The sequence below is a fragment of the Thiobacillus thioparus DSM 505 genome, from assembly GCF_000373385.1.
Taxonomy (GTDB): Bacteria; Pseudomonadota; Gammaproteobacteria; order Burkholderiales; family Thiobacillaceae; genus Thiobacillus; species Thiobacillus thioparus.
On sequence record NZ_KB891317.1, the window covers coordinates 174456 to 198651 of the forward strand.

Genomic DNA, 24196 nt, shown 5'->3' on the forward strand with positions numbered 1-24196 from the left:
AAGGCGCAAAAGCCGCCATTTTAACGCGAGCGGCCGCGCCGCTCTTCAATGCCCTGCTAAAAACGCGAGCCGGGCTGCTTGAGGAATTCGAGTTCCTCTTCGGAGGAGTGACGTCCCAGGATCGCATTGCGATGCGGGAAGCGCCCGAAGCGCGCCACCACGTCGCGGTGCTTGCGTGCGTAGTCCAGGAAATTGTCGAACAGCGTGCGTTCGTCGGCCGCAGCTTCGCTTGCCAGGGTTTCATACAGCGCGACGGATCGGTCCTGCATGGCCAGCGACTCGGCATGTTCCAGCGGCAGATACAGGAACACACGCTCGATCGGTGCAAGCTGCCGGTCTTCGCCGGCCGCGAGCGCGTCCAGGCTCAAGGCCAGTGCCTGGGGATCCGTGGCAAAGGCCTGTGGCTGGTCGCGATGGATATGGTGCGGAAACTGGTCGACCACGATCACCAGTGCCAGGCGCGTGCGCGGAGTGGATGTCCAGCGGTCCAGCCGGCCTGCTGTCGCGTCGACCAGCGTGGCAGCAAAGCGGTCAATCACCGCCCGGTCGTTTTCGGGCGATTTTCCGAACCACAGCGTGTTTTTCCGTCCGGCGACTTCGGCCGCGCTGCCGGGGGGGCCGAACCAGAAGTCGAGCACGTTTTCAGGCAGAACGTCCACGGCGGGTTGAGTCGGTTCAGAAGATGTCGTCGGGCAGGTCGTTGTGGCTGCCGTCGCAGAACGGCTTGTCCTTGCTGTGCTTGCAGTTGCACAGCCAAACCGTGGTCTTTTCCCCGATGACGAATGGCATCGGCTCCAGCCCCGTGCCTTCGTGCGAGCCGTCGCAGAACGGCTGCGTCATCGAGCGGCCGCACGAACACCACCAGTACTCGCCCGGTTCGAGTTCGAGTTCGGCGGGATTGCGGTCATACACAACGGGTTCGGACATGCTTTGACTCCTGAGCGAAAAGCGCCATTCTAGACGCATTGACCGTCGGCAAATCCGTACGGTTCATGGGGCAATTCCGTTGCGCGGCCCGTCAGGCACCGCCCCCCAGTGCCTTGTAGAGCGTGACCTGGGCGCCGAGCACCTGCAGCCGTGAGGTGACCAGCGCCTGTTCGGTGCTGAAGGCGTCGCGGCTGGCATCCAGTACTTCCAGATAATTGGCGATGCCGGCCCGCTCACGGGCTTTTACCCGTTCGAGCCGGGCATTGATGGCGCGCAGATTGGCTTCCTGTGCGCGCAGTTGCTCGGCATAGGTGGTACGGGCAGCCAACGCGTCGGCGACTTCGCGGAACGCCTGCTGGATGGCTTTCTCGTAATCGGCCACCGCCTGCACCTTGCGCGCTTCCGCCACTTCCAGATTGGCCCGGTTGCGGCCGGCGTCGAACAGGGGCAGCGTCAGGATCGGCTGGAACAGCCAGGCCTGGCTGCCGGCATCGAACAGGCCGGACAGGGCGCTGCTGGCGGTGCCGAGGTTGCCGGTCAGCGCGATACGGGGGAAGAAGGCGGCACGGGCGACGCCCACATTGGCATTGCTGGCGATCAGCCGCTGCTCGGCGGCACGCACGTCGGGGCGCCGCAACAGCACGTCCGAGGGCAGGCCGGGCGCCAGCCCCGCCAGAACCGTCTGGTTCGTTGCTCCGGGGGTCTCGGGGAGCGGAACGGCCATGCCGGTCAGCAGGCGCAGGGCGTTTTCCGTTTGCGCGCGCTGGCGCTTCAAGTCCGCCCATTGGGCACGCACCGATTCGACCAGGCTGTCGGCAGCCAGCACGTCGAGATCGGTCGCCAGACCGGCCTCGCCCCGCTTGCGGATGAGGGCCAGGCTTTCCTCCCGGGTTTTCAGCGTGCCGTCGGCAAGCTGCGTGCGTTCGGTGAGTTCGATAAGCTGATACCAGGTGCCGGCGACATCGCCGATGAGGCTGACACGGAAGCTTCTGGCCGCTTCATCGCTCGCCAGATACTGGGCTCTGGCGGCCTCGTTCAGCGCCGCCACCCGGCCCCAGAAGTCGAGCTCGAACGCGGTCACGCCCAGGCCAACGTCGTAGCGGCTGGTGGTGCGCGCCACGCCGACACCGGAGAGATCGGCCGGTGTCCGGGTGCGGTTGGCATCCGCCTGGGCCTCCAGCGTCGGAAAACGGTCGGCCCGGGCGACGCCCGCCAGGGCGCGCGCCTCCTCGACGCGTGCCAGCGCGATTCGCATGTCGCGGTTGTTGGCGAGTGCCGCCTCGATCAGCGTATGCAGCGCCGGATCGGGGAAGTAGGCCTGCCAGTCAGGCAGGGCCGTTGCATCCGTTGCCGGGCTGTCCGCGGCGAACTGCTGCGGAACGGGCGCGGCGGGCCGCTGGTAGGCCGGGATCTGCGAACAGCCCGTCAGCCATGCCAGCGTGACGAGCATTACGCCCCGGAATGCGCGGGACACGTGCCCAGGTTTAAATTTGTGTTCAGTCATGTTTCGTTTCCTCCCGAGGCTTGGTGGGGAAGCGTTTCCGGATCACCACGAAAAACACCGGTACCAGGAAAATGGCCAGCAGCGTTGCGGCGATCATGCCGCCGACCACGCCGGTTCCCACCGCGTGACGGCCGGCCGCACCGGCGCCGGTCGAGATGGCGAGCGGCATCACGCCCAGGATGAAGGCGAAGCTGGTCATGAGGATGGGCCGCAAGCGCAGGCGGCAGGCCTCCAGCGTGGCGGAGACGAGATCCATGCCCTCATCGTTCAGCTGGCGGGCGAACTCGATGATGAGGATGGCGTTCTTGGCGGACAGACCGATGATGGCGATCAGCCCGACCTTGAAGAACACATCGTTGGGCAGGCCGCGCAGGTATACGGCCAGCACGGCCCCGAGGATGCCCAGCGGCACGACCAGGATCACCGAAAAGGGAATGGCCCAGCTCTCGTACAGTGCTGCCAGGGCGAGAAACACCACCAGCAGCGACAAGGCGAAGAGGATGGGTGCCTGGGTTCCGGCAAGCCGTTCCTCGAACGAGGTGCCCGACCATGCGAAGCCGAAACCTGGCGGCAGTTTCGCGGCGATATCTTCCATGGCCTGCATCGCTTCGCCGGTGGAATGTCCGGGCGCGGACGTGCCGGCGATTTTCATCGAGGGATTGCCGTTGTAGCGATCGAGCTTGGGGAGGCCCACGATCCATTTGGGCTTCGCGATTTCTCCCAGCAGCACGATATCGCCGAGACGGTTCCGTACCGGCAGTTTCAGCAGGTCGTCGGGCGTCTTGCGCAGGTCCGCATCCGCCTGCATCTGCACGCGGAGAATGCGACCATCGCGCACGAAGTCGTTGACGTAGGACACGCCGATGGCCGAACTCAGGGTGTCGTTGAGAGTGGCCATGTCGATCTGCAGCGCCTGGGCCTTCTCGCGGTCGATGTTGAGGAAGACCTGGGGTCCGGGCTCCTGGCCTTCAGGTCGTACGCCGGTCAACCGCTTGTCCTGGCCGGCCATGCCCAACACCATGTTGCGCACGTCCATGAGTGCTTCGCGTCCTTGTCCAGCGCGGTCCAGCAGGCGGAAATCGAAACCGCCGACCGCGCCCAGCTCGGGGATGGGCGGCGGGTTTACCGCAAAGATCACGGCTTCCTTGATGCGCATGAAATTCCCCATGGCCCGGCCAATGACGCCCTGTGCGGAATGTTCCGGCCCCTTGCGCTCGTCCCAGTCCTTGAGCCGGGTGAAGACGAGCGCCGCGTTCTGCCCGCGGCCGAAGAAGGAAAAGCCCACCACGCCGATGACCCGTTCCACTTCCGGTTGTTTCAGGTAGAACTGTTCCACCTGGGAAAGCACCTTCACCGTGCGTTCCTGGGTGGCGCCGCCCGGCAGTTGCACCAGGGTGATGAAATAGCCCTGATCTTCGTCCGGCAGAAAGCTGCCGGGCAGCTTGGCGAACAGCCAGCCGGCGGCGACCACGATCGCGAGATAGATCACCATCCAGCGGCTACTACGGGCAAGGATGCGCGCCGTGAGGCCGTGATAGCGCGTGGTGACCTTGCCGAAGAAACGGTTGAATCCGCGTTTCTCGTCTTCCTCCGCTTCGCCCGGCTTGAGGAGCGTTGCGCACATGGCGGGCGTGAGCGACAGCGCCATCAGCACGGAGAACGCCATGGTGAGAATCAGGGTGGCGGCGAACTGGCGATAGATGGCGCCGACGGAGCCGCCGAAGAACAGCATCGGCATGAATACCGCGGACAGCACCACGGAGATGCCGAGGATCGCGCCGAGGATCTGGTCCATCGCCTTGACGGTGGCAGCCAGCGGCGACAGGCGTTCCTCGCGCATGATGCGCTCGACGTTTTCCACCACCACGATGGCGTCATCCACCAGCACCCCGATCGCCAGCACCATGGCGAACAGGGTTAACACGTTGATGGAAAAGCCGAAGGCATACAGGCCTGCGGTCGCACCCGCCAGCGCCACTGGCACCACGACGGCCGGGATCAGCGTGGTGCGCCAGTGTCCGAGGAACACGTACATCACGATGAACACCAGGATCATGGCCTCGCCGAGAGTCTTCACCACCTCGAAAATCGAGATTTCCACGAAGCGCGAGGTGTCGTAGGGGACCGCCCAGTCGACACCCTCGGGGAAGAAGCGGGCGAGTTCCGCCATGCGCGACTTCACCGATTTGGCGACGTCGAGTGCATTGGCGCCCGGCGCGACACGGATGGCGATGGCGGCGATCGGCTGGCCGTTCATGCGGGCGTAACGATCGTAGCTTTCGGCGCCGAGTTCCACGCGCGCCACGTCCTTGACCTTGACGGTGGCGCCGTTGGGCAAGGCGCGCACCACGACGTTGCCGAATTCCTCGGGGGTCTTGAGGCGTCCGCGCGTCACGATCACGGCGTTCACCTGCGCACCGGCCGAGGCCGGCGCCTGGTTCAGTTCGCCGGTCGCGAGCTGCACGTTCTGCGCCTGCAGGGCCGTCTTCACGTCCGCCGGGGTGAGCCCGTACGCGGTGAGCTGCTCGGGCTTGAGCCAGATGCGCATGGAGTATTCGCTGCCGAACAGGATGGCTTCGCCGACGCCGGGGACCCGCAGCAGGGGGTCCAGCACGTTGGCGGCGGCGTAGCTGCTGAGGTCGGTTGCGTTGCGCTTGCCGTCCTTGGAGAAGATGGCGACGAACATCAGGTAGTTGCGCTGCGGCTTGGTCACCGGCACGCCGAGCCGCCGCACGTCTTCCGGCAGGCGCGCTTCGACGCGCTTGTAACGGTTCTGTGCCTCCACCGAGGAAATGTCGACGTTGGTACCCGGCTCGAAGGTCAGTGTCAGGGTGCCGGCGCCCAACTCGGACGACGCCTCCATGTAGAGGAGGTGCTCGATGCCGTTCATCTGCTGTTCGATCAGCTTGATGACCGTGTCCTCGACCACCTGGGCGGATGCGCCGGGATAGGTCACGTTGAACGCGATCTGCGGCGCGGCCACCGGGGGATACTGCGCCACCGGCAGGTTTTTCAGCGCAATGCCCCCGACCAGCAGGATCAGGATGGCGATGACCCAGGCGAAGATGGGCCGGTGGATGAAGAAACGTGCCATGTCAGTTGCCCTGTTTCTGGAGGACGGGTTTCACCACCGAGCCCGGCTTGGCCTTCTGCACGCCGTCAACGATCAGGGTCTCGCCGTCCTTGAGACCGTCTTCGACAACGAAATCGGTCCCTGACATGGCGCCGACTTTCAGCGGTCGCGGCATCACCTTGTTTTCCGGTCCCACCAGCAGGACGAACTGGCCCTGGGGGCCGGACATCACCGCGCGTTGTGGCACGGTAATCACGTTTTCCGCGACGGCCTGGGGCAGCCGTACCCGCACGAAAGTGCCCGGCAGCAGCAGGCGTTTCGGATTGGGGAATTCCGCTTTCAGCGTGACGGCGCCGGTACTGGGGTCCACGCTCATGTCGCTGAAGAAGAGCCGGCCCTTGTAGGGATAGGGCTGGCCGTTTTCCAGAATGAGTTCCACGATGCGGCTGTCCGTTGCCTTCAACTGGCCGGCGGCGAGCGCGCTTTTCAGGCGCAATACATCGGCGTTGGGCTGGGTGAACAACACGTTGACCGGCTCGAGTTGCTCGATGGTGGCGAGCAGGGTGGCGTCGTTCCGGCCAACCAGCGCGCCTTCGGTCACCACGGTGCGGCCGATGTGGCCGGAGATGGGGGCGGGCACCGTGGTGTTCTCCAGATCGAGGCGGGCACGCGCGAGTTGGGCTTCGGACTGTTTCAGTGCGGCACGGGCCAGATCCACTTCCTGTTGGCTGACCGCCTTGATGGGCAGGAGCGACTCCACACGGCTCAGATTGAGCCGTTTCACATCCACGTCGGCTTCCGCCGCCTGCGCGGCAGTACGGTAGGTGCGGTCATCCAGCCGGAACAACGGTTGGCCGGCGCGCACGTCGCTGCCTTCCGTGAACAGGCGCTTTTCCACGATGCCCTCGACGCGGGCCCGGACCTGCGCGGTGCGCACGGCTTCCACGCGGCCCGGCAGTTCCTGGGTGAGCGTGGCGGCCTTGCTTCCCACCTGGACCACGGCCACTTCCGGCGGCGGCATCCCCCCCGGCGGGCCGCCCGCCTCCGGCGCTGACTTGCCATCGGGGCCGCAGGCGGCGAGTAGCGGCAGAACAACAAGAAGAGCAAAGCGTTTCATGGTGTGTCCTTTTCAGGGGCAAAGGCGCGCAGGAAGCAATCCACTACCTGCGCCGTTTTCGTGGGCTTGAGCAAATCGGTCTGTAAATTGATGAGCCCGCGCAAGCGATCCAAATCGATCAGCGCGGCGGTCAGCATCTCGGCGGCGAAATCGGGATCGTCCTTCCGCAATTCGCCCGCCTCCATGGCCTGGGCCAGATACTTGGCGAGGCGCTTGCGGGTGGTGTATGGGCCCTGGCGAAAGAACTGCTTCGCCAGTTCCGGAAAACGCGGGGCCTCCGCCACCATGGTGCGAAAGATCGCGAGTCCCTCGGGGCTCAACAGGCGTACGCGATAGGCGTCGCCAAAGGCCAGCAGCGTGGCCAGTACGTCGCCGTCCCCGTCCAGGGTCACCAGCACCGACTGGATGGAATGGCGCACCACTTCGCCGAACAGCGCGTCCTTGCTATGGAAGTGGTTGTACAGCGTCTGCCGCGCGACCTGCGCGCGGGCAGCGATGCGGTCGATGCTGACCTGATAGCCCTCTTCGCGGAAGGCTTCGCAGGCAGCGGCCAGCAAGCGTTCGCGGGGGCCGTGAGGAGGGTCAAGCTCAGGAGACATGCCGATCCATTCAAAAATAGACTGGGCAGTCTATCTGTCTGCCGGAACGCGCGCAAGGGCCGAATGTGCTCCGGTTCGAGGGAAGTGCGGTGAGTATCAGGGGGGTATGCCCGTTTTGTTTTGCAGGGCGATACCGGAACGGGAATGTCCCGTCAGCCGAATTGGGCGAAGCGCGTTAGCCGGTTCCGCCGGCTGGCGATACAGGCTTTAGACGCTGGCGCAGTCGAACATGGAGATGGAATGACCGATGGTCGGGGTGAGAGGATTCGAACCTCCGACTCCTGCGTCCCGAACGCAGTACTCTACCAGGCTGAGCTACACCCCGAGGCAGATGGCGGGTGCCGGACTGGCGTCCAGTTCCCTTTTTGAAGACTACCGGGAAATCAAAAAACTACGCGGTCAGAAACTACGGTCAACCGCGAAAGCCGCTAATTGTAGCAAAGCTGATTTGGATTTTGAATCCGGTAATGCAGAAATTGCATTATTTGCCGTTTGAATTTCCTGCTGCGCGACTTCGCGAGTGTAGTACAGAGCGCGCGTGTCCTTGATTGCAGCGAGCACGCTCTGGAACTCGGTCAGTCCACCGTGTTCGATCGCCTGGCGAATACTGGCGGCCTGTTCCGCCGTGCCATGCTTCATCGCATACAGCAGCGGCAGGGTGGGTTTGCCTTCGGCGAGATCGTCGCCGATGTTCTTGCCGGTCTTGAGGAAATCGCCGGAGTAGTCCAGCACGTCGTCGATCAGCTGGAATGCGGTGCCCAGATGCATGCCGTAGCGTGCCAGCGCCTCTTTTTCCGCTTCGCTTCCTCCGCCGATGACGGCGCCCAGCCGGCCTGCGGCCTCGAACAGCTTGGCGGTCTTGTAGCGGATGACGCGCAAGTAATTCTCTTCGTCGATGTCAGGGTCGTGGCAGTTGAGCAACTGCAGCACTTCGCCTTCGGCGATGGTGTTGGTGGCGTCGGACAGGATGCGCATGACTTCCATGTTGTCGACGGCCACCATCATCTGAAAGGCGCGCGAGTACAGGAAATCGCCGACCAGCACGCTGGCAGCATTACCGAAGAGTGCATTGGCGGTTTCGCGGCCGCGTCGCAATTCGGATTCGTCGACGACGTCGTCGTGCAGCAGCGTGGCAGTGTGGATGAACTCGACCACTGCGGCGAGCTCGTGGTGTGCGCGCCCCGAATAATTGAAACAGCCGGCCGACAGCAGGACCAGGGCCGGCCGCAGGCGTTTGCCGCCGCTGTTGATGATGTACTCGGAAACCTGGCGGATCAGCACCACGTCGGAATACAGGCTTTGGCGGATGACATGATCGACGGCGCGCATGTCGTCGGCCAGAAAGGATTGCAGGCTCTCCAGGGACACGATAGGGGCTGGTTGTTGGGAAAATCCTGCAATGGTAGCAGTCTGTCCGTGGTTTTTCATCGCTTGCGCTGGGATAATCATGCATGGCGCGCGTCAAATCGTTTGACTTGCTATGGGTTCGCCGCTAAAATCTCGCGCTTTCCTGGGTTCGTATTGGTTGGAGACCCCCCATGTACGCAGTCATCAAAACCGGCGGCAAGCAATACCGCGTGAGCGCCGGCGACAAACTTAAAATCGAAAAGCTCGAGGCCGAGATCGGCAGCGAGATCACCTTTGACCAGGTCCTGATGGTGGGCGACGGCGCCGACATCAAGATGGGCGCCCCCATGCTGCGTGGCGCCACGGTCACGGCCACCGTGCTGAACCAGGCACGCGGCGACAAGATCAAGATTTTCAAGATGCGCCGCCGCAAGCACTATCGCAAGAGCCAGGGCCATCGCCAGTACTTCACCGAAGTGCAAATCGGCGGCATCACCGCATAAGGAGTACATAATATGGCACACAAGAAAGCAGGCGGCAGTTCGCGTAACGGTCGCGATTCGGAGTCGAAGCGTCTGGGCGTGAAGCGCTACGGCGGCGAACTGGTTCTGGCTGGCAACATCATCGTGCGTCAGCGCGGTACCCAGTTTCATCCTGGCGACAACGTCGGTATCGGCAAGGACCACACCTTGTTCGCCAAGGCCGACGGCACGGTCAAGTTCGAGGTCAAAGGCGCTGCCCGTCGCCGTGTCGTTCGCATCGAGCCGGTCGCAGCCTGAGTCGATTTGAACTGAGTCCGACTCGTTCGCCAAAAAGCCCTGTCCGCCGGATGGGGCTTTTTTGTTTGTGCGGGGTTAATTAGGATCACTCCACTATGAAATTCATCGACGAAGCGAAAATCCAGGTGCTGGCGGGCAAGGGCGGCGACGGCAGCGCATCGTTTCGCCGTGAAAAATACATCCCAAAGGGCGGGCCGGATGGCGGCGACGGCGGCCGTGGCGGCAGCGTGTATGCGGTGGCGGACTGCAATATCAACACGCTGGTCGAGTTCCGCTTCAAGCGCAATTTCAAGGCGCAGAATGGCGAGAGCGGACGCGGTGCGCAGTGCTACGGCAAGGGCGGCGAGGACCTGACCATCCGCGTGCCGGTGGGCACGGTGTTCACAGATATCAATAGCGGCGAAGTGGTGGCCGACCTGGCAGAGAACGGCCAGCGGGTGTGCCTGGCCAAGGGCGGCAAGGGCGGCCTCGGCAACCTGCATTTCAAATCCAGCATCAACCGCGCACCGCGCCAGCACACGCTGGGCGAGCCGGGCGAGGAATGGGAACTGGCGCTGGAGCTGAAGGTATTGGCGGATGTAGGCCTGCTGGGGATGCCCAACGCGGGAAAATCGACCTTCATTCGCGCGGTGTCGGCGGCGCGTCCCAAGGTGGCTGATTATCCGTTCACCACGCTGGCCCCCAATCTGGGCGTGGTGCGGGTCGACAGCGAGCGCAGCTTCGTCATCGCCGACATTCCCGGTCTGATCGAAGGTGCGGCGGAAGGTGCCGGGCTGGGACACCAGTTCCTGCGCCATCTGCAACGCACGCATCTGCTGTTGCATCTGGTCGACATCTCGCCGCGCTGGGAAGCCGGCGACCCGGTTCACGAAGCGCGTGCCATCGTCGAGGAGTTGCGCAAGTACGACCAGCAGCTCCATGACAAACCGCGCTGGCTGGTGCTGAACAAGATCGATATGGTGGACGAGGCCGAGCGCGAGGCGGTGGTGGCGAAATTTGTCGCCGACTATGGCTGGACAGGCCCGGTGTTCGTGATTTCGGCACTCGACGGAACCGGCTGCAGCGCGCTGACCTATGCGGTGATGGAGTATCTGGGAACGCAGGCGCGCGTACCTGCCGAGACGGCGACCCACGTCCCGGTGGAACCCGCTGCCGATTAATCGCCTAGCAGGTCGGCGGGCGCGTCGCCGCCCACACGTTTCCAGTCGTTCTCCAGTAGTGCCACTTGGTATTTGGCCCAGCGCGCAAATTCCAGCGGGCTGCAATGCCCCTTCTTGCGGCGACAGGTGCCGGCGACGCCTTTGAAGTGGTAGACCGTTTCGCCGGTTGCGGTATCGGTGGCGATTTGGGCGAGCTGACGCACGCCCCAGGTGCGGCCGTATGCGCCGTTGCTGTAGAAGAATCCCACTTTCAGTTCGTCGAGGCTCATGTCGTGATGCGGCGGTAGATGTCGGTGACTTTCACTGGTAATTGTCGCACGTCATCCAGAATGATGTAACGCGCTGCGCCGTACATGTGCGGCAGGTAGTCGCGTGCGTCGCGATCGAGCGTGATGCAGAAGGGATGGATGCCGGTGCGTGCCGCCTCCAGCAGCGCCATGCGGGTGTCCTCGATGCCGTACTGGCCGCGGTAGACGTCGAAATAATCGTCCGGACGGCCGTCCGAGAGCGTGACCAGTACGCGGGTTTTCGCCTCGACCTGATTCAGCAGCTTGGTCATGTGGCGCAGGGCAAAGCCCATGCGGGTGTATTCCTGCGGGCGGATGCCGGAGATGCGCGCCTTCACCTCGCCGTCGTAGCGCTCGTCAAAGGTCTTGATGCGAAACAGTTCGCAGCGCTTGCGCGTGGTGCCGGAAAATCCGTAGATCGCATATCGGTCGCCCAGCAGTTCCAGCGCCTCGCACAGCAGGATCAGCGCTTCGCGCTCGGCCTCGTTGATCCAGCCCTTGGTCGAGCCGCTCATGTCGACCAGGAAGGCCACGGCGATGTTGCGTTCGGCACGATGCAGGCGCACGAACAGGCGGTCGCTCATTTCGCTGCCATCCTTCGCATCGGCGAGGGCTTCGATCAACGCATCGATGTCGATCTCGTCGCCCTGGACCTGTCGCTTTTCGATCCGGTTCTCGTCGCGCAGCGCTTCGAATTTCCGGCGCAGGTGCTTGACCACGCCGGCGTATTTGTCGAGCGTGTCGCGGTAGAAGTCGTCGTAGGCCGGGGTGACGGTCTTTTCCCGCATGACGCACCAGTTCTTGCGGTAATGCTGGCGGCCGTGGTCCCACTCGGGATACAACTCGGCACCCTTCTCGTGATAGGTGCCGTGCCACACGGCATCGGGATCCTCGGGCTGGTCGAAGACGAGGTTGGGGTCGTATTCACCGTCACCTGCAGGGGTCAGGTAGTCCGGCGGGATCTCGCCGAAATCGAGATAGACCGAGGTCAGCAGCTGTTTGACGCCGTCGGGCGGCGCGATCGGGGCGTCGTCGAGGGTGACCTCGAAGTCGAGCAGGCCGTTTTCATCGCGCGGCGTCACATTCAGCTCAGGCGGTGTTTCAGCAGCGGAGGGCGGGTCGGGCTGCGCGGCCGTGTGTTCCTCCAGCAGTTCGGCCAGCTTGATGCGCAGTCGCGCTTTCTCCTTGTCCAGCCGGGCCGCCCGGGCGGCGGCAATGGCATCCGGCCGCAGGCAACCCTGATCGCTCCATTGCGGGCAGTCGGTATCCTCGTACGCAGCATCGAGCAGGGCCAGGCTGTCGTCCAGCGTGGCCTGGTCGGCGGCAAGCCTGGCCTCGAACCGCTGCCAGGTCGGCGGCAATGCAGGATCGAGCTGTGCGCGCAGGCGCTGCATCTGCCGGTACAGGCCGGGCAGTTCGCGAGCGATGCGCGCGCTCAGGCGCAGGGTTTCCAATGCATACAGTCGGGCGAGCGCGCGCTCCGGATCGGCATATCTCGCAGCGACGCCAGCGAGGTCGGCGCGCAAGGTGCCGTAACGGGTTTGTGCCCACAGCAGTGCGACGGTGATCTTGGCCAGCTGGAAGTTGTCGTCGAGGTCCGGCAACGCGGCGATCAGCGGTGGCAATACGATCCGTTCGCCATCGGTCCAGGCGTCGTCGCCCTCCTCGATGTGCAAGCGTCGCCCCGAGAGGCCGCAGACGAAAGTCCCCAGGATGGGGGAGATGTCATCGAACAGTGCGCCGGCCGCATCGTTCCGGTGCTGGGTCTCGTCGAAGCTGTCGACTTCCTCCATCACCCTGAGCGCGGTCTGCAGGCCCGTACGGTCGAATACATCGCAGGTGTGCACCGCCCATGCCTCCAGCAGGCGCCGCTCCATGCGCGACAGCAGAGCCGGCGCGCGGCGGCCGAATTGCCAGGCTAGCGTGATATGGGTGGAAGCGATGCGGCGTATCCAGCCGAGGATGAAATCCTGCTCGTCGCGCGTCAGCGTGGCGAGTTCGGCTGCGAGCTGCTCGACCTTGAAATAGGTGAATTCGGTGTCCAGCCAGATGTGGAGGCTGGCCTCCATCTCGGCTGTTGTCAGTTGTTGCTGTGCCATCAGAAGATGGAGGAGGACAGCTCCTGGATCGCTTTGAGCATGTCGGCGTCGTCGGTGACCGCCTGGGCGACGGCGGCTTTGCAGGCGGTGACCGGACTCACGCCGTCAGCGATCAGCTTCCCCGCATGCACCAGTAGCCGCGTGGACGCGCCTTCCTCAAGCCCGCTGCCCTTGAGATTGCGCGTCATCTGCGCGAAACGGACGAGGTTGTCGGCGATGGCGTCGGATACGCCGGATTCGCTGGCGACGATGCGCCGTTCGAGCGCGGCCGACGGGTAGTCGAATTCGAGTGCGACGAAGCGCTGCCGGGTCGATTGCTTGAGGTCCTTCAGCACGCTCTGATAACCGGGATTGTAGGAAATGGCCAGGCAGAACTCGGGGGGGGCTTCGACGACCTGCCCGAGTTTTTCCATTGGCAGGGTACGGCGGTCGTCGGCCAGCGGATGGATCACCACCATGGTGTCCTTGCGTGCCTCGACGATTTCATCCAGGTAGCAGATGCCGCCGCAACGTACCGCGCGGGTGAGTGGGCCGTCGACCCATACGGTTTCACCGCCTTTGACCAGGTAGCGGCCAACCAGGTCGGAGGCGGTGAGGTCATCGTGGCACGAGACCGTGATGAGCGGACGCTTCAATCGCCATGCCATATGCTCCATGAAGCGCGTCTTGCCGCAGCCGGTGGGGCCTTTCAACAGTACCGGTATCTGTTGCCGGTAGGCGGCCTCGAACAACTGGATTTCCTCCCCGACGGCCTCGTAGTAGGGCTCTTTTTCGATGAGGTGGTGGGCAGGGTCGAGGGTACGGGCATTCATGGTCGGAGGGGCTTTCAGAAGCAGCCGGACAGCTGCTTTTTGCGTTCGAGCTCTTTGACTTGCAGGTTCCACGCGTCCATTTGCTTCTGCGTATACCCTTTGCGGCGCGCCTGGTCCATCTTGTCGAACACTTGCCCAAGCTTGTTGGTCAGTGCGTCGCATTTGCTCGCCGATGTCCGTGAGGGCGGGGGTGCGCTGGCGTGCCGGGTTTCGAGGCGAATCGGTGCAGGCTCTTTGGCGGGGGACTTCAGCTTGGTGGCGGCAGGCTTGGCTGATGGAACAGTAGCTGGCTGAGCAGACAGTGCTTGCACAGGGTCGGACTGCGGAGGGGGATCGATTTCGACGGTATGGACTTCCCGGGCATTGTGGCAGGGGAGGTTGGAATACGTGACTTCCCCCTTGGCATCAATGCATTTGTTGAGCGTGGCAGCTTCCGCATAGGAAGCAAGCGTCAGCACGAGCACCCCTGTCAGTCCAATCAGGCTTCGCATCGGTGGAATCAATGCTCGCCCGAGTATTTGTCATCCTCCAGCGCCATCTTCTGCTGGAAATCGGCCTCTTTCTGCTGCTCGGCCAGGGCACGGTGGCGGGCCAGGCGCTTTTCGTAGGCATCCGGCCGCTCGTCGACGAATTTTTCGCCGAACAGGGTATGGCGCAGGAAATTCAGGCCGAAGTCGAGCAGGGCCTCGTCGTCGGCGATCAGCAGCGCCATGACGTCGACAGGGATGTCGTAGGTGTCGTTGAAGCTTGGGCTCATAACGAAGGCGCGGAAGCGGTCGATATCGTAGCTCGCCATGAAAAACAACTGGTTGGAAATGGGGGTGGGCTTGCCGATAGCGGGGCCGGCCGATTTACGTTTGACCACCAGTTGCCGCCAGGCATGCGCCTTCTCGTCGTATTCGGCCACACCCTGTTCGGCACGATATTGCTCGATGGTCTGCGTCTTGTCTTCGAGATGGCCGAGACAATGCGGTTCTCTCACCATTGCGTAGGCGCTGCGATCGATATATTCATCCGAGCGGCGCATCGTCAGCAAGGCGACCGGATAGTAGCGGCAGGCGGTCGGACGGTCTTCATAGACGCCGCAGCCTTCCGGGGTCATGAACTGGCAGGCGGTGCCGCCCTCGATCGGCTTCAGCTTGACGCCGGGCATGCCGTCCTTGTCCATCTCGAACGGCACCGAATACTGATTGAGAAACTCGCCAGACGACATGTCCAGACGCTTTTTCAGGCGCAGGATGTCGTAGGGCGTCAGCGGAATGTCGATGTTGCTGCAACAGGCATTCCAGCACTTGACGTCGCGATGGCAGCGGAATTGCAGCGTCGCGTTTTCCGCCAGCATGATGGGTTTGACCGGGTTGCCGGCGAAGGGGGAGTCTTCGATCAAGTCCTTGAATTCATTTTCGTTCATTTCACACTACCTTCCGGGGCCGTGCCCCACATCTGTAACACACACACGAAAGCGCAAGGTTACGCGCTTTCGGCTGGATGCTAAACCTTGTTGGTCTTGCAGTTTTAGCTATTTGAAGAAAACGGGCGCGCTGTAATGGCAAGGCGTCGTCCAAAAAACTGGGCCGCTGAGCCAATTCAGGTGGCGCCCAAAAAACCGGGCGCCTCGAGGGCGCCCGGAGTTTACAGCCGACTCAATGAATCAATGAGCAGCGGGCTTGAACAGCTTGGACTTGTCGACCAGATCCACGTGGGCGCGCTTGAAGCAGTTCCACTGTTTGGAGTTCTTGTCGTAGACCGAGTTCACGAAGCAGTGCCAGTTTTCCTCATCGACAAAGTTCTTGTCCATGCGGTAGTAGAAGCCGGGGTAACGGCTTTCCTCGCGGAACTGGATGTGCTTCATGTGGGCTTCGGCCGTCAGGATGCGATGGTAGTTTTCCCACGCACGCAGCAGTTCGTGCAGGTCTTTCGCACGCATCTTCTCCGCGTCTTCCTTCAGCATGTTCAGCTTCTCTTCAGCCACGCCCAGCATGTTGGCATTGGTGGTGTAGTAAGTCGCAACACCGGCAACATACTCGTCCATGATCTTCTGCAGACGGAACTGCGCCATCTTGGGTGTGATGTAGTTAGGGTTGACGTCGATCGCCGTGGTGTAGTCCTTGTGCTCCAGGAAGGTGCGCACCGGCTTGTAAATGTCTTCCACCAGCTGCTCGACGGAGGTGTCGAGTTCGGGTTTCCAATCCTTGTTGTCGATGCAGTACTTGACCATGGACTTGGCACACATGCGGCCTTCAGCGTGAGAGCCCGAGGAGAACTTGTGGCCGGAGGCGCCCACGCCGTCACCGGCGGTGAACAGGCCCTTGACCGTGGTCATCGAACGGTAGCCCCAGCTCCAGCCTTTCGGCAGGTGGGCCGGAATCTTGTCCTTGTCCGCGTGCGCTTCGTCAGTCGGCGCGCCCAGATCGGTCGGACCCGACACCCAGATGCCGCAGCAGCCGGAGTGGCTACCCAGGAGGTAGGGCTCGGTCGGCATCAGTTCGGAGTTTTTCTTCTCCGGTTCGACGTTCTCACCCACCCAGATGCCGCACTGGCCGACGCACATGTCTAGGAAATCTTCCCAGGCTTCGGCTTCGAGGTGCTTCACTTCGCGCGGGGTCAGCGTTTCACGCAGTTTGGCAAGGGCTGTCACGGTGTCCATGTAGATGGGGCCGCGGCCTTCCTTCATTTCCTTCAACATCAGGTGGTTACGCAGGCACGATGCCGGCACGGCCGCCTGGCCGTAGGGGGGGTAGTCGTTCAGCAACTCCTTGTTCTTCTGCATGTAGACTTCGCCGTAGGCGTTGACAGCTTGGGCCTTGAACAGGAGGAACCAGGCGCCGACCGGGCCGTAGCCGTCCTTGAAGCGGGCGGGCACGAAGCGATTTTCCATCATGGTCAGTTCGGCGCCGGCTTCGGCTGCCATCGCATAGGTCGAACCTGCGTTCCACACCGGATACCATGCGCGGCCGGTACCTTCACCGACGGAGCGCGGACGGAAGATGTTCACGCAACCCCCGGCAGCCAGCAGAATGGCCTTGGCCTTGTACACGACCACTTTATGATCACGGGTCGAGAATCCGACCGCACCGGCGATGCGGCTGGGATCGTTTTTGTCATTGACCAGCTTGACGATGAAGATGCGCTCTTCGATGCGATCCATGCCGAGTGCTTTTTTGGTGGCTTCGGCAACGATCCATTTGTAGGATTCGCCGTTGATCATGATCTGCCATTTGCCGGAGCGCACGGGCTTGCCGCCATCCTTCAGCGTGGGCAGGCCCTGGGCACCGTCATGACGCTCACCGTTCTCGTCGGTCTTCCAGATCGGCAGGCCCCACTCCTCGAACAGGTGCACGGAATCATCCACGTTCCGGCCCAGATCGTAGGCGAGGTCGTCGCGCGTGATGCCCATCAGGTCGTTGGAGACCATGCGGGCGTAATCGGCGGGATCCTGCTCGGAGCCGATGTAGGTGTTGATTGCAGACAGACCCTGCGCCACGGCGCCGGAGCGGTCCATAGCCGCCTTGTCGACCAGCTTGATCTTCAGGTCGATGCCCAGCTCGGTCTTGGCGGCGTCAGCCCAGCGCATGATTTCGTAACCGGCGCCGCAGCATGCCATGCCACCGCCGATCAGGAGGACGTCCACTTCCTCCTGGACAACTTCGGGATTACCAAATTCTCCAGCCATTTCGTTTACCTCTTTAAGTTATTACTTACGAATCAGTTCGGCAGGGTTGCCTGCACGGTAACCGCCCATCATGTCCCGGGTGAACGAACCCGTGGCCTCGATATCAGCCATTTTCGGCATGGGTTTGTTGCCGTAGGGATCGATCGAGCCTTCGGGTGTGGTGCGGATCGGGAATTTGAAGCGCTTCAACGTACCGTTGCGGAACTTGATGGTCCACATGATGGAGTCGGATCCACGCAGGGGCTGAACCATGCCGCCCAGCGGCACGACGTCGGCATAGTGGCGGACTTCGATTGCCTGTTGCGGGCAGATCTTGACGCAGGAATAACACTCCCAGCACTGCTCGGGTTCCTGATTGAATGCGCGCATGGCGTGGCCGGTTTCCGAACCGTCCTTGTCCAGTTTCATCAGGTCGTGCGGGCAGATGTACATGCAAGCGGTCTTGTCCTGACCCTTGCAGCCGTCGCACTTGTCGGTACGAACATAGGTTGGCATTACAGTCTCCTAAAGTTAGCTAACAATCCGCGTACGTCGCGGTCCGCTTAGAACTGAACCCGTCCTTGGCCGGGGCGTCTCGCGAATCCGCTTCCGGTAGGCTCGTGTCCTAAAACCCTTACCCTGCCGGCATCTGCTGCGATCAGGGCATACCCCTCCGGCATCGCTGCCGGACAGGAAAATCATGCGGCCGAATGGCCTTTCAATTCGATCTTGACGTTTTGTTCGGCCGAGAGTCCGGCGTAGTACTTCTGCAGTACCTTCGCGACTTCCGGGCGGCTGAATTCGACTGGGAGATCCTGGCCTTCGGACAGCATCGAACGGACCTTGGTACCGGACAACAGGATGCGATCGTCCTTGGTGTGCGGGCAGGTGCGCTGCGAGGCCATGCCGCCGCATTTCTTGCACCAGAAGGTCCAGTCGATGTTCATGTTGACGGTTTCCAGAGAGCCCTTCGGGATTTCGTCGAAGATCTTCTGGGCGTCGAACGGGCCGTAGTAGTCGCCGACGCCGGCGTGGTCGCGACCGACGATCAGGTGCGAGCAGCCGTAGTTCTGGCGGAACAGGGCATGCAGCAGGGCTTCGCGCGGACCGGCATACCGCATGTCCAGCGGATAGCCGGCCTGGATGACGGTATTGGGGGCGAAGTAGTTTTCGACCAGCACGCTGATGGCTTCGGAACGCACTTCGGCGGGGATGTCGCCCGGCTTCAGTGCGCCCAGCAGGGAGTGGACCAGCACGCCGTCCATGGTCTCGATGGCGATCTTGGCCAGGTATTCGTGCGAGCGGTGCATCGGGTTGCGGGTCTGGAAGGCAGCGATCTTGCTCCAGCCCATCTGCTCGAACTTGGCACGGGTCTCGGCCGGGGTCATGAACTGATCGCCGTATTCTTCCTTGAAGGTGCCGGTGGACAGGACCTTGACCGGACCGGCCAGGTTGTACTTGCCCTGTGCCATGACCATCTTGACGCCGGGGTGCTCGAGGTCGGTGGTCTTGTAGACCTGCATGCACTCGTGAGCCTTGTCGATGGTGTATTTGTCGGTCACCTTCATGGTGCCCATGATCTCGCCAGATTCACCGTCGACCAGCGCGATCTCGTCGCCGTCCTTGATGGACTCGTCGTCGGTCGACAGGGTGACGGGGATGGGCCAGAACAGGCCGTTCGCCATCTTGTAGCCGTCGCACACGCCCTGCCAGTCGGACTTGGTCATGAATCCGTCCAGCGGGGTGAAGCCGCCGATACCCATCATGATGAGGTCGCCGGTTTCGCGCGAGCTCATCTTGAGCTTGGGTAACGAGGCTGCGCGGGCTTTTTCGGCGGCGAGTGCGTCGCCCGTCAGTAGCAGGGGTTTGAGTTCACCGCCGCCATGGGGGCGTACCAGTTTGGACATGCTGTCTCCTCAGACTTTATGGGGGTATTAGAGTCTGGGCAGGATAGCACTGGGGGTGGCGCCTGAATAATCCTTTATTTTTATTTGAGGATAAGCAGGTTTGATATTAATCGCGAAAATGAAAAAGCCCGGATAATCCGGGCTTTTTCATTCAAAAACAAATCGTTATGCGTCAAAAAAGGCAGGCATGTCGGTTTGCTCGGTCTTGATGACGTCGACCCAGGCGGGTTTGGTGTCGCCGCCGGCCGCGGCCAGTTTTTTGGTCTCTTCGTAAAGCATCTTCCAGCGGTTGTAGAGACAATCGCTGACCTTGCGCATGCCCGAATCGAAGTAGGAGTTATGCAGGTCGCCGACGGTGCGGGTGAAGGATTCCATCTGCTCCAGCAGGTTATGCGGGTAGCCGTGGCGGTTGGGGTCGGCATATTTGACCATTTCGCGCTTGACTGCGCGGACGAAGACCTTCTGGCCTTCAGTGAGGTCGGCCTCGGTTCGCGGCGCGCCGCCGAAATTCATCACTTCGTTGATGAAACCGTTCAGGCGCTCGCCGAAATCGAAATTGGCGTAATCCACGTTCTGCATAAATCCTCCAATATTTCCTGTTTCAGGTATTCGGGTGATGCTGTAAGACTGGATATGACTCCGCCGCCTATCCTACGCCGCGCGATGCGGCTGTCCAGCGTCTTCCCGGGACGGTCTTGCGATTATTTTCTAAGCCCTTGAATCCAGCGGGAATAAATTTTGTCCGCCAGTTCATGCAGACGGGCGGTGCGGGCGAGCAAATCCGCCTGGATCACATCGGGCGACTGCACGCCGGGACTGTCGCTGGCGGCGATTTCGGCGGCGCCGTTGTCGCACCAGCTGGCGATGAGTTCGGGCGTCATTTCGACATGGCATTGCATGCCGATATGGCGGTCGTTGAGCACATAGGCCTGGTTGGCGCAGAAGGCGCTGTCGAGAAGACGCGTGGCGCCTGGCGGCAGGCTGAAAGTTTCGCCGTGCCAGTGAAACGCCAGCATGGGCTGCGTGGTGTCGCCCAGCCAGGAGCGCGCGGCGTCGGCATCGGTGATGCGAACGTCGCCCCAGCCGATTTCCTTGACCGGATTGGCGCCGACCGTGCCGCCCAGCGCTTTCGACATAAGCTGGCCGCCCAGGCAATGGCCGATCACCGGAATGTCCGATGCGACCGCCTGGCGGATCAGCGCCAGCAGGGGCGGGATCCAGGGCAGATCGTCGTTGACGCTCATCGGGCCGCCCATCAAGCAGACGCCTGAAGCGCCGTTAAGGTTTTCAGGCACGCTGTCGCCAGCGTCGATACGCACCAGTTGCCAGGGAATGCCGTGACGATCCAGGAATGTGGTGAAATACCCCGGCCCCTCGGTAGGCGAATGACGGAAAACCAGAACAGGACGCATGATGTCTCTCAGGAAAAAAACAGTCGCGATGATGATAGCTGCTGGCGGGCTGGCCTGCACAACCGCATGGTCAACAAGCATATCGGTGGTGGGCCTGTTCAAGGACAAGGCGATCGTCAGCATCGATGGCGGAAAACCGCGCACCCTCAGCGCGGGGCAAATGGTCCAGGGCGTGAAACTGGTCTCTGCGGATTCCGACAGCGCCAGCTTCGATATTGAGGGCAAGCGCCGGACTCTGGGCATGGGCCAGTCGTTCGCGGGCGGGACGGCGACGGACAGCCGCCCGAGCATTTCCCTCACGGCCGACGCGCGTGGTCATTTTGCGGCGGCAGGCGCGCTCAACGGATATCCGATGACTTTTCTGGTCGATACGGGTGCTACCGCCATCGCCATCAGTGCAACCGAGGCCAAGCGTATCGGACTCGACTACCGGTCGGGCCAGGCGGTCGGCGTGGGGACGGCGGCGGGTGTGGTGCCTGCGTGGCGCGTCAAGTTCAATACGGTCAAGGTCGGTGGGATCTCGGTTAACCAGGTGGACGGGATGGTGGTGGAAACCGGTCTGAACATGCCGTTGCTGGGGATGAGCTTTCTGAACCGGATGGAAATGAAGCGCGATGGCCAGACGATGACGCTGACGCAGCGTTACTGATTATTCGTAGGCATCAAAACAAAAGGCCTGCATTGCAGGCCTTTTGTTTTGATGGTTCGGGTTGAGGTCGGGCCGGTTTCCGCGCGTGGCTCCGGTCGCTTCGCTTGCGTTGGCCTGCGTCGCAAGCGGGTCCGGCGCCTTACGCCTGACCCCGTTTGTCGCGTTCGATCACTGCATAGGCGCTGTGATTGTGGATCGACTCGAAGTTCTCGGCTTCCACCACATACGCATCGATCAGCGGCTCGGCGTTCATCGCGGCGGCGACGTCGCGCACGATGTCCTCGACGAACTTGGGATTGTCATAGGCGCGCTCGGTGACGTATTTTTCATCCGGTCGCTTCAGCAGCCCGAACAGCTCGCACGAGGCCTGATCCTCGACCTTGCGCACCAGATCCTCGATCCACAGGAAGCCGTTGGTCTTCGCGGTGACGGTGACGTGCGAGCGCTGGTTGTGCGCGCCATACTCGGAAATCTTCTTTGAGCACGGACACAGGCTGGTCACCGGCACCAGTACTTTGGTGGTGTGGGTGTACTGGCCGTTCTCGATTGCGCCGATGAAGGTCACCTCGTAATCGAGCAGGCTCTGCACGCCGGAGACGGGCGCGGCCTTGTTGACGAAGTAGGGGAAGCTCATTTCGATGTAGCCCGATTCGGCTTCCAGGCGCTCGACCATCTGGCGCAGCATGCCTTCGAAGTTTTCCACCGAAATCTCGCGCTCGCGCGTATTGAGGATCTCGATGAAACGCGACATGTGCGTGCCCTTGAAGTTGTGCGGCAGGAACACGTACATGTTGAAGGTGGCGATGGTGTGCTGGACGCCGCCGCTCTTGTCCGCCACGCGAACCGGGTGACGGATGCTCTTGATGCCGACCTTGTTGATGGCGATTTGCCGCGTGTCGGCCGAGCTTTGCACGTCCGGCATGCAAACGGCGGTATCGCAAATCTGGTTCATGGCAGGCTCCTTGGTATCGATGCAGTTTAGACTAAGTATAAACTGCCGGAATAGTTGAGTAAACTACTCGGGTAATAGGGTTATCCGTTGGCGGACGGCATGCTCGATGCCCGCGGCATCGAGTCCGCAGTCGGCCAGCATTCTGGCGGGGTCGCCATGTTCGATGAAGGTGTCGGGCAGGCCCAAATGCAGGATCGGCATGATGACTCCGAGTTCGGCCAGCGCCTCGGCCACTCCGGCGCCGGCGCCGCCCGCCACCGCGTTTTCCTCCAGCGTGACGAGCAGACGATGGCCGTGCGCCAGTTCGCGCAGCAGATCCAGATCCAGCGGCTTCACGAAGCGCATGTCGGCCACGCTGGCGTCGAGTGTTCCAGCAGCTTGAAGGGCGGGCGCGACCAGGCTGCCGAAGGCGATCAGCGCCACGTCATGGCCGCGTCGCCGCAGCACGCCCTTGCCGATCTCGACAGCATCGAGCCCGGCGTCTATCGTGGCGCCGACTCCACTGCCGCGCGGATAGCGCACAGCCGAAGGACCTTCGTGCAGGAAGGCGGTGGTCAAAAGTGCCCGGCATTCGTTCTCATCCGATGGCGCGGCGATCAGCATGTTGGGGATACAGCGCAGGAAAGAGAGATCGAAGCTGCCGGCATGGGTGGGGCCGTCTGCGCCGACCAGACCCGCACGGTCGATCGCCAGCATCACCGGCAGATTCTGCAGGGCGACGTCGTGGATCAACTGGTCGTAGGCGCGCTGCAGGAAGGTCGAGTAGATCGCCACCACCGGCTTGATGCCTTCGCAGGCGAGGCCGGCGGCAAAGGTCAGCGCATGCTGTTCGGCGATGCCGACATCGAAGTAGCGCTTGGGATAATCCTGCGAGAAGCGCACCAGGCCGGAGCCCTCGCGCATCGCGGGGGTGATGCCGACCAGTCGCGTGTCGGCGGCGGCCATGTCGCACAGCCAGTCGCCGAACACTTGCGTGTAGGTGGGCTTGCCACCGGTTTTCTCCGCGACGCCCGCAGCGGGGTCGAAACGCGATACGCCGTGATACAGGCAGGGATTGGCTTCAGCGGGCGCGTAGCCTTTGCCTTTGCGGGTGACCACATGCAGGAATTGCGGGCCATTGAGTTGCTTGATGTTGGAGAGCGTGTCCAGCAGTACATCGAAGTCATGGCCGTCGATCGGGCCGATGTAGTTGAAACCGAATTCCTCGAACAATGTGCCCGGCGTCACCATGCCCTTCATGTGTTCCTCGGCGCGTTTGGCGAGTTCGCGGATCGGCGGGGCGACGGACAGCACTTTCTCGCCGGCGCGGCGTGCCGCAGCATAGAACTTGCCCGACATCAGCCGAGCCAGATAGTTGTTGAGCGCGCCGACGTTGGGCGAGATCGACATGTCGTTGTCGTTCAGCACCACCAGCAGGGGGAGGTCGGTCGCCCCGGCGTTGTTGAGCGCTTCGAACGCCATGCCGGCGGTCATCGCGCCATCGCCGATGATGGCCACGGCGCGCTGGCTGCTACCCAGTTGATGAAAGGCTTCGGCCATGCCGAGTGCCGCCGAGATCGACGTGCTGGAGTGGCCGGCGCCGAAGGCGTCGAACGTGCTTTCGGCGCGGCGCGGGAATCCGGCGATGCCGCCCGGCTGGCGCAGGCCGGCCATCCCGGCACGACGACCGGTCAGAATCTTGTGGGCGTAGGTCTGGTGGCCGACGTCCCATACGATGCGGTCGCGCGGGGTGTCGTATACATAGTGCAGGGCGATCGTAAGTTCCACCGTGCCGAGATTGGAGGCGAGATGGCCGCCGGTCTGGCCAACTGAGTTGACCAGGAATTCGCGCAGTTCGTTGGCGAGTTTGGGCAGATCGGTAGGCGAGAGTGCGCGCAGTTCGTCCGGCGAATTGATGGTGTCGAGCAGGGACGTGGGCAT

23 protein-coding genes and 1 tRNA gene are annotated in these 24196 nt (G+C 62.4%); 4 read left to right on the forward strand and 20 right to left on the reverse strand.

Annotation, left to right across the window (positions count from 1 at the left end; genetic code table 11):
* Positions 1 to 56: 56 nt before the first annotated feature.
* The 8 genes from B058_RS0106545 to ispB form a co-directional block, all read right to left on the reverse strand.
* A complete protein-coding gene (locus B058_RS0106545; RefSeq protein ID WP_018507679.1) occupies positions 57 to 659 on the reverse strand; it encodes a DUF924 family protein in 603 nt (200 codons plus the stop codon).
* Positions 660 to 675: 16 nt separating this feature from the next.
* Complete coding sequence (locus tag B058_RS0106550) at positions 676 to 927, reverse strand: CDGSH iron-sulfur domain-containing protein (RefSeq protein ID WP_018507680.1); 252 nt, start codon at positions 925 to 927, stop codon at positions 676 to 678.
* A gap of 91 nt (positions 928 to 1018) precedes the next feature.
* Positions 1019 to 2431 carry an efflux transporter outer membrane subunit gene (locus B058_RS0106555; protein WP_245539271.1) on the reverse strand — a complete coding sequence of 471 codons (1413 nt, stop codon included), beginning with the start codon at positions 2429 to 2431 and terminating at the stop codon, positions 1019 to 1021.
* Positions 2424 to 5525, reverse strand: a complete 3102-nt coding sequence (locus B058_RS0106560; RefSeq protein WP_018507682.1) for an efflux RND transporter permease subunit — start codon at positions 5523 to 5525, stop codon at positions 2424 to 2426. The genes B058_RS0106555 and B058_RS0106560 overlap by 8 nt, the downstream gene beginning before the upstream one ends.
* A 1-nt stretch (position 5526) precedes the next feature.
* The gene (locus B058_RS16550) at positions 5527 to 6621 is read right to left on the reverse strand and encodes an efflux RND transporter periplasmic adaptor subunit (RefSeq protein ID WP_051082047.1); all 1095 of its coding nucleotides are present in this window, start codon (positions 6619 to 6621) and stop codon (positions 5527 to 5529) included.
* Positions 6618 to 7220 carry a TetR/AcrR family transcriptional regulator gene (locus tag B058_RS16555; RefSeq protein WP_081616746.1) on the reverse strand — a complete coding sequence of 201 codons (603 nt, stop codon included), beginning with the start codon at positions 7218 to 7220 and terminating at the stop codon, positions 6618 to 6620. Before B058_RS16555 ends, B058_RS16550 begins: the two co-directional genes overlap by 4 nt.
* A gap of 248 nt (positions 7221 to 7468) precedes the next feature.
* Positions 7469 to 7545, reverse strand: a tRNA-Pro gene (locus B058_RS0106575).
* Positions 7546 to 7619: 74 nt separating this feature from the next.
* Positions 7620 to 8588 carry an octaprenyl diphosphate synthase gene (ispB, locus tag B058_RS0106580; RefSeq protein ID WP_018507685.1) on the reverse strand — a complete coding sequence of 323 codons (969 nt, stop codon included), beginning with the start codon at positions 8586 to 8588 and terminating at the stop codon, positions 7620 to 7622.
* Positions 8589 to 8758: 170 nt separating this feature from the next.
* Between ispB and rplU the strand changes: the two genes are divergently transcribed.
* The 3 genes from rplU (at position 8759) to cgtA (ending at position 10506) form a co-directional block, all read left to right on the forward strand.
* Positions 8759 to 9070 carry a 50S ribosomal protein L21 gene (gene rplU / locus B058_RS0106585; protein ID WP_018078920.1) on the forward strand — a complete coding sequence of 104 codons (312 nt, stop codon included), beginning with the start codon at positions 8759 to 8761 and terminating at the stop codon, positions 9068 to 9070.
* A gap of 12 nt (positions 9071 to 9082) precedes the next feature.
* Positions 9083 to 9346 carry a 50S ribosomal protein L27 gene (rpmA, locus tag B058_RS0106590; protein ID WP_018507686.1) on the forward strand — a complete coding sequence of 88 codons (264 nt, stop codon included), beginning with the start codon at positions 9083 to 9085 and terminating at the stop codon, positions 9344 to 9346.
* A gap of 95 nt (positions 9347 to 9441) precedes the next feature.
* A complete protein-coding gene (gene cgtA, locus B058_RS0106595; RefSeq protein ID WP_018507687.1) occupies positions 9442 to 10506 on the forward strand; it encodes an Obg family GTPase CgtA in 1065 nt (354 codons plus the stop codon).
* Here cgtA and B058_RS0106600 read toward each other — a convergent pair.
* The 10 genes from B058_RS0106600 to B058_RS0106645 form a co-directional block, all read right to left on the reverse strand.
* Positions 10503 to 10775 (reverse strand): hypothetical protein, encoded by a 273-nt coding sequence (locus B058_RS0106600; protein WP_018507688.1) that lies wholly within the window; start codon positions 10773 to 10775, stop codon positions 10503 to 10505. The genes cgtA and B058_RS0106600 overlap by 4 nt on opposite strands.
* Positions 10772 to 12892 carry a nitric oxide reductase activation protein NorD gene (locus B058_RS0106605; RefSeq protein WP_018507689.1) on the reverse strand — a complete coding sequence of 707 codons (2121 nt, stop codon included), beginning with the start codon at positions 12890 to 12892 and terminating at the stop codon, positions 10772 to 10774. The genes B058_RS0106600 and B058_RS0106605 overlap by 4 nt, the downstream gene beginning before the upstream one ends.
* Entirely contained in the window at positions 12892 to 13704 is an 813-nt protein-coding gene (locus B058_RS0106610) for a CbbQ/NirQ/NorQ/GpvN family protein (protein WP_018507690.1), read from the reverse strand. Before B058_RS0106610 ends, B058_RS0106605 begins: the two co-directional genes overlap by 1 nt.
* A 14-nt stretch (positions 13705 to 13718) precedes the next feature.
* Entirely contained in the window at positions 13719 to 14195 is a 477-nt protein-coding gene (locus B058_RS0106615) for a DUF4124 domain-containing protein (protein WP_018507691.1), read from the reverse strand.
* 8 nt (positions 14196 to 14203) lie between these two features.
* The gene (locus B058_RS0106620) at positions 14204 to 15115 is read right to left on the reverse strand and encodes a YkgJ family cysteine cluster protein (protein ID WP_018507692.1); all 912 of its coding nucleotides are present in this window, start codon (positions 15113 to 15115) and stop codon (positions 14204 to 14206) included.
* 240 nt (positions 15116 to 15355) lie between these two features.
* A complete protein-coding gene (gene aprA, locus B058_RS0106625; protein WP_018507693.1) occupies positions 15356 to 17377 on the reverse strand; it encodes an adenylyl-sulfate reductase subunit alpha in 2022 nt (673 codons plus the stop codon).
* Positions 17378 to 17398: 21 nt separating this feature from the next.
* Positions 17399 to 17872, reverse strand: coding sequence for an adenylyl-sulfate reductase subunit beta (gene aprB, locus B058_RS0106630; protein WP_018507694.1), 474 nt, complete (start codon positions 17870 to 17872; stop codon positions 17399 to 17401).
* A gap of 182 nt (positions 17873 to 18054) precedes the next feature.
* Positions 18055 to 19263 carry a sulfate adenylyltransferase gene (gene sat / locus B058_RS0106635; protein WP_018507695.1) on the reverse strand — a complete coding sequence of 403 codons (1209 nt, stop codon included), beginning with the start codon at positions 19261 to 19263 and terminating at the stop codon, positions 18055 to 18057.
* 165 nt (positions 19264 to 19428) lie between these two features.
* Entirely contained in the window at positions 19429 to 19842 is a 414-nt protein-coding gene (locus B058_RS0106640) for a hypothetical protein (RefSeq protein WP_018507696.1), read from the reverse strand.
* A gap of 122 nt (positions 19843 to 19964) precedes the next feature.
* Positions 19965 to 20675 (reverse strand): type 1 glutamine amidotransferase, encoded by a 711-nt coding sequence (locus B058_RS0106645; protein WP_018507697.1) that lies wholly within the window; start codon positions 20673 to 20675, stop codon positions 19965 to 19967.
* A 1-nt stretch (position 20676) separates the two neighbouring features.
* On the opposite strand from B058_RS0106645, the gene B058_RS0106650 reads away from it, so the two are divergent.
* Positions 20677 to 21324 (forward strand): retropepsin-like aspartic protease family protein, encoded by a 648-nt coding sequence (locus B058_RS0106650; RefSeq protein WP_245539272.1) that lies wholly within the window; start codon positions 20677 to 20679, stop codon positions 21322 to 21324.
* 139 nt (positions 21325 to 21463) lie between these two features.
* On the opposite strand, the gene folE2 is transcribed toward B058_RS0106650, so the two are convergent.
* Positions 21464 to 22276 (reverse strand): GTP cyclohydrolase FolE2, encoded by an 813-nt coding sequence (gene folE2 / locus B058_RS0106655; RefSeq protein ID WP_018507699.1) that lies wholly within the window; start codon positions 22274 to 22276, stop codon positions 21464 to 21466.
* Positions 22277 to 22339: 63 nt separating this feature from the next.
* On the reverse strand, positions 22340 to 24196 hold the full coding sequence (dxs, locus tag B058_RS0106660; RefSeq protein ID WP_018507700.1) for a 1-deoxy-D-xylulose-5-phosphate synthase: 1857 nt from the start codon (positions 24194 to 24196) through the stop codon (positions 22340 to 22342).